General features: G+C 59.7%; 4 protein-coding genes. All 4 read left to right on the plus strand.

Annotated elements, in window-relative coordinates; genetic code table 11:
• The first annotated feature begins 418 nt into the window (after positions 1 to 418).
• The 4 genes from M0D69_RS43285 (at position 419) to M0D69_RS43300 (ending at position 5,289) form a co-directional block, all read left to right on the plus strand.
• On the plus strand, positions 419 to 1,420 hold the full coding sequence (locus tag M0D69_RS43285) for a tripartite tricarboxylate transporter substrate binding protein (RefSeq protein WP_301787919.1): 1,002 nt from the start codon (positions 419 to 421) through the stop codon (positions 1,418 to 1,420).
• A 128-nt stretch (positions 1,421 to 1,548) separates the two neighbouring features.
• Positions 1,549 to 2,403, plus strand: a complete 855-nt coding sequence (locus M0D69_RS43290) for an amidohydrolase (RefSeq protein ID WP_301787920.1) — start codon at positions 1,549 to 1,551, stop codon at positions 2,401 to 2,403.
• Positions 2,404 to 2,560: 157 nt separating this feature from the next.
• Positions 2,561 to 4,603, plus strand: coding sequence for a tripartite tricarboxylate transporter permease (locus M0D69_RS43295; protein ID WP_301787921.1), 2,043 nt, complete (start codon positions 2,561 to 2,563; stop codon positions 4,601 to 4,603).
• A 158-nt stretch (positions 4,604 to 4,761) separates the two neighbouring features.
• Entirely contained in the window at positions 4,762 to 5,289 is a 528-nt protein-coding gene (locus M0D69_RS43300) for a carboxymuconolactone decarboxylase (protein ID WP_301787922.1), read from the plus strand.
• Positions 5,290 to 5,503: the final 214 nt, after the last annotated feature.

The raw sequence follows: 5,503 nt of genomic DNA on the forward strand, positions 1-5,503 counted from the left end.
GGCTGCTCCGCCCGGCCGGCGTGCTGTGGAATCGCAACCGCGGCCTGACGCCCAGTGCGCAACTCATGGTTTCGTGCCTGGAAGAGGCCGCTCAGCTTCTCGCGGTGAAAGGGCGGGGACGCGCTAACCGTCCCCGCCGACAGGGCTGATCCTCAGGAACGGGCCGCCTCCTGCCCGCCCACAGTCCGGCATGTGGGGGCTTAACCATTTGCTCAAGCCCCTGGCAGTTTTTCTCAATTGACCCGCGTCGGCGCGCTGGCAAAATCTGGTTGCGTTCACTCATAAGCGAACGGCAACGCGATTTATCGTGGGAACGGAGACCATCTCCGGTGCGCCACGAGTGGCAGATCGCGGATCAATACAAGGAGACAGGACGACCATGAACTTCAGGACCGCAATATGCGCTTGCGCGGCGCTGTTGAGTGTTGCCGCAACAGCGTTTGCCGGGCCAGCTCCTGATCAGTCTGTCGAAAAGTTTTATCGCGGTAAGGTCCTGACGCTTGTTGTGAGCGCCGACGCAGGCACTGTGACTGACATCGTTGCGCGCCAATTCTCGCGATTTTTCGTTAAGTACATTCCCGGACATCCCCAGGCAGTGGTGATGAACGTGGTCGGAGCTGGAGGAATGGTCGCGGCAGCCTCGCTTCAGTCCAGACAGCCTGATGACGGTACCGTTATAGGCTTCCTGCAACGCAACAACCTCTATATTCCGCTGCTTGATCCGAGGCAAAACAGATTTGACCCGCGCAAAGTCAGGTGGCTTGGCAGTCTCAACAAGGTCGAATACTGCCTGGTTTCAATGACTCGATCAGGTGTGACCACGGCGGATGATCTCACCAGAAAGAAAATGTATATCGGTGCGACCGGTTACGCGAACGAGGACAGGACGCTGCCGGCGCTGCTCAATGAGTACCTTGGTGCCAAGATGAGCATCGTGCCGGGCTATACGGGTCGCGGCGAGGTTTATCTGGCGATGCAGCGCGGCGAGGTCGACGGCTGGGCCTCGACCATTGACGGACTGCAGCAGGGCGAGCCGGTGCGGATGCTCGCTGACGGCAAGATGAAGGTGTTGCTGCACCTAGGCTGGAAAAGCCCGCCGGAGTTCCCGGATGTCCCGAACCTGAGCGCCTATATCACGAAACCGGATGACAAAGCGCTCTTCAACTTGTTCCTGCTGCCGTTCCAGGCGGGACGGCCGATCGCCGTACCGAAGGGCGTGCCCCAGGATCGTCTCAATGCGCTGCGCGCGGCCTTTTCAAAGACGATCGCGGATCCCGAGTTCATCGAGGCAATGAAACGTTCAGGCTTTCCAATCGATCCAATCGACGGAAGAGCGGTGGAACAGATCGTCAGCACGCTGTACACCACACCCGAGTCGCAGCTCGAGAGCGCACGCAAGCTCATCTTCAGTTCTCACTGAAAGCAGTCAGGGAAGTGCGGGTGTCAGTCCTGCTCTCGCGCGTTCCTGGTCTGCTCTGAACTGAAACAAGAGAATGTCATGAGCCTCACGCGGGTGAATGACAGCAATCCACCAGGAGGTCCAATCACATGACGCCCGAAATCATCGACATTCACCCCCATATCATTTCGGCAGACACCGTCCGCTACCCTATCGCTCCTCAGCATGGACATCGCTCGAATTGGTCTGCCACGCGTCCGGTCACGTTCGAGCAGATGATCGCGGAGATGGATGAGGCCGGAGTTGCGAAAGCTGCGATTGTGCATTCCTCAACGACCTACGGTCACAATAACTCTTACGTGGCTGACAGCGTGGCGCAGTACCCGAAGCGCTTTACCGGTGTCTATTCCTTCGACTTGCTGGCGCCCGATGCGTTGAAGACCTTTGATTACTGGTTGGAGCATGGAATGGGCGGAATCCGGCTTTTCACGGGCGGGGCGACACACCAGAGTGACGGGAGCTGGCTGGTCAATCGGGCGACTTTCCCGATCTGGGAGCGCTGTGCCGAGATTGGCATGACCATGGTCGTTCAGACGACGCTGGAAGGTTTGTCAATGGTGGCCGAGTTGGCCGAACGTTTTCCCCCAGTGAAGATCGCCCTCGATCACTGCGCCAGACCCCAGCTCGACGACGGGCCGCCCTATGCGCGTTGCGCGGCGCTATTCGAACTGGCGAAGTATGACAACGTCTATATGAAGATCACGCCGCGGACCCTTGATCTCGCGCAGGCGGCACCAGGTGGAGCAGATGCATTTTTCCCGCACCTGGTGAAGGTGTTCGGGGCAGATCATCTGGCCTTCGGCTCGAACTATCCGGCCTCCGCAGGGCCGTTGAAGAAACTGATAGATCAAGGGCACACCTGTTTCGCAAGTCTCAGCGAGGAGGAGCGCGCATGGGTCTGGGGCCGTACTGCGAAAGTCCTTTACCCTACTCTTGCTGACTGAGCTTGTAGCGATGTCGAAGAGCCAGCGCCGGTGCGCTACGGGCGGGCGGCGACCGTTGCCTGCTCGCACTGCGCTTCCATCTGTCGATGCTGAAATCTGCGACCCTTAAGGGCTCACTGCGTGAGCCCACAAGCCTGCTCTCTCATCAGGATGACGCATGCATTTTTACAACGACGCAACTCTGTTGGCAGCGGGCCATGCGCTGTCGGCACTCTTGCAATTTCACCGCCTCATCTTTCTTGTTTTCGGCGTCGTGGTCGGACTGGCGATCGGGCTGTTGCCCGGGATCGGCGGACTCACGGGCTTTGCACTTTTGGTGCCGTTCACCTACACGATGGATCCTTATGCGGCCTTTGCGATGTTGCTCGGAATGGCTTCGGTCATTACGACTTCGGACGTGATACCGGCGGTACTCTTTGGCGTTCCAGGTCATGCGGCTTCACAGGCCACAGTGCTCGACGGTCTGCCAATGACCAAGCGCGGCGAAGCGGCGCGCGCGTTGAGTGCGTGCTACACGTCCTCGTTGCTCGGAGGGCTGATCGGGGCAGTCATCCTTGCGTTCTCACTGCCGTTGGTGCAGCCTTTCGTCCTCTCCATTGGCACGCCGGAAATGCTGGCGCTCACGATTTTCGGGGTCTCAATGGTCTCGGCACTATCGGGCAACGCGCCGCTGAGGGGGGTGGTCGCAGCCTGCTTCGGCATTCTGGTTGGCATGGTCGGCACCAATGTCGCAACCGGGCAAATGCGCTGGACGGGAGATATCCTTTACCTGCAGGACGGTATTCCGCTAGTGCCGATCATACTCGGCATATTCGCGTTGCCCGAGCTGTGCGATCTCGCCATCCGACGTGCGGCAATCGCCGAAAATGTGCAGTTCAGTTCGCGCCAGGGGATGCGGCAGGGTGTCATCGACACTTTTCGAAACTGGTTCCTGGTCCTTCGCTGCGGCGCGCTTGGCTCGGTCCTTGGGGCGGTTCCTGGCATTACCGGGGCAGTGACGGACTGGATCGCCTACGGTCATGCGCTCCAGACCTCGAAGGGCGCGAAGCAATCCTTTACCACGGGCGATGTGCGCGGTGTGATCGCCCCCGAGGCGGCCAATAACGCGAGGGAGGGCGGTAGCCTGGTGCCCATGCTGTCTTTCGGCGTACCCGGTGGCGCGGCGCAGGCTATTCTGCTGAGCGCGATGATGGTGCATGGGTTCATCCCCGGGCCCGACATGCTGACCAAGCATCTCGATCTGACCTATTCCATGGTCTGGTCTATCGCGCTTGCCAATATTTTCGGAGCGGGCCTTTGCTTTCTGCTCAGCGGGCAATTTGCCAAGATCTCGACGCTGCGCTACACGCTCATCCTGCCGGTCATCATGCCTATCATCTATGTCGGTGCCTTCCAGGGTTCGCGTAGCTGGGGCGACCTATTCGTGCTGCTCATTGCCGGGCTGGCCGGCTGGACCATGAAGCGCCTGAAATGGGCGCGTCCGCCGCTGATCCTCGGTCTTGTACTCGGCGTGCTGATGGAACGTTACATGTCGATCTCCTTCGTGCGCTATGGCATGGATTGGCTGAGGCGGCCGGTGGTTACGGTTCTGCTCATCCTCGCGGCGCTGGTCTTTTTCAAGCCGCTGTTCAAGCTGGTGCGCGGAGGCGGGCTCGCGCGGCTGCGGCCGAGCGGAAAGATCGTCCTCAAGCTCGAGGACCTGGTCTATGTACTCTTTATCGTCATTGGGCTCTACATGCTTGTGACTTCGCAGGGATGGCTCCTGATGGCCAGAATCGGACCGACGGTTGTCGCGAGCATCCTTGTCATTGCCGGGACCATCAGTCTCGCATACAAGGTCTTCGTCATTCCGGCACAGGTACGACTGGCACACGCCGGCGATGGCATCCATATGGATGTGGCGAGCGATCACGGGGAGAAACTGCCGAACAAGGTGGTTCTGATGCGGGCAGCGAAGTTTTTTGGCTGGTTCCTCGCGTTTCTTGCCTGCATGTCCTTGATCGGCATGATCCCGACGGTGCCGCTGATGATCGTAACCTACATGCGCATCGAGGGGCGCGAGTCCTGGCGGCTCAGCCTGATCCTCGCGGTTTGCGTGACGGTGTTCCTCTATGCGGTCTTCGACCAGATCATCCATATTCCCTGGCCGGACAGCTTCCTGGGGCAGTCGTTTCCCGCGCTGGCTGTTGGGGGCGCGTGACGGTATCGTTGCTCCTCTCGCTTGGCGGGAGGGGCCAGCGCGTTGAGCACGCCGAAAGAGGCGTAAATTCTTGACACAGTGCGTAGGATTCCTGTTGATAAGGGCATGTCAATCCGGAGTCCTGCTTCAGCATCTTTTCACTGGAGGGTAATAGCATGATGGACAATCGACTCGAGCGGATCGACGCGGAGAAGGCCACCGACGAACAAAAGAAAGTCATTGCGCGACTGGGCGAAGGGCGGGGCCGGATTCCCACACCGTTCAACATCTGGCTGCACAACCCGCATCTGGCCGAAGGGATGGAGATCATTGGCACCCATGTCGACCATTTACCGGTGCTAAGCGAGGCAGAAAGCGAAGTGGCGATTCTCTCGACGGCGGTCTTCTGGAACGCGCCCTATGTCATTGCCAACCACCGCCGGCATGCGCTGAAGTCCGGGGTTCCGGAGCCGGTGGTCGCCGCCATTCTTGAAAAACGGCGACCTGAAGCGGGCGAGGGGCGTTTTGGTCTGGTCTGCGACGCTGTCTCCGATATTCTCGCAGGAGGCGTGATCGACGACGTGCGCTTCGCCCGTTACGAGACCGGGCTGGGCCGCGCGGTGATTGCCGAGTTGCTCATCACGGTGGGCTATTTCACTTCCATTTCGCTCGGTATGAGCTTGCACGCGCTTCAGCCCAAGGATTGACCGTCCATCCCGCGCCGTCAAACGGGAACCCGTGTGGTACGTGCGGGCGACTAAACCGGACGACGACCAGAGCGGACTTTGCGGCGAGTTTGTTCGATAGCTTGCCGCTGCCCGGGCACGGTCCTTAGCAAGAAGGTAGACCGGGGGAGGTACACGACATGTCAGCGCTTGACTGGTACCTGCAGATCAACCTGAAGGCGCGGCACTTGCGCCT

Origin of the sequence: Caballeronia sp. SEWSISQ10-4 2, assembly GCF_030464885.1 — a bacterium.
Taxonomy (GTDB): domain Bacteria; phylum Pseudomonadota; class Gammaproteobacteria; order Burkholderiales; family Burkholderiaceae; genus Caballeronia.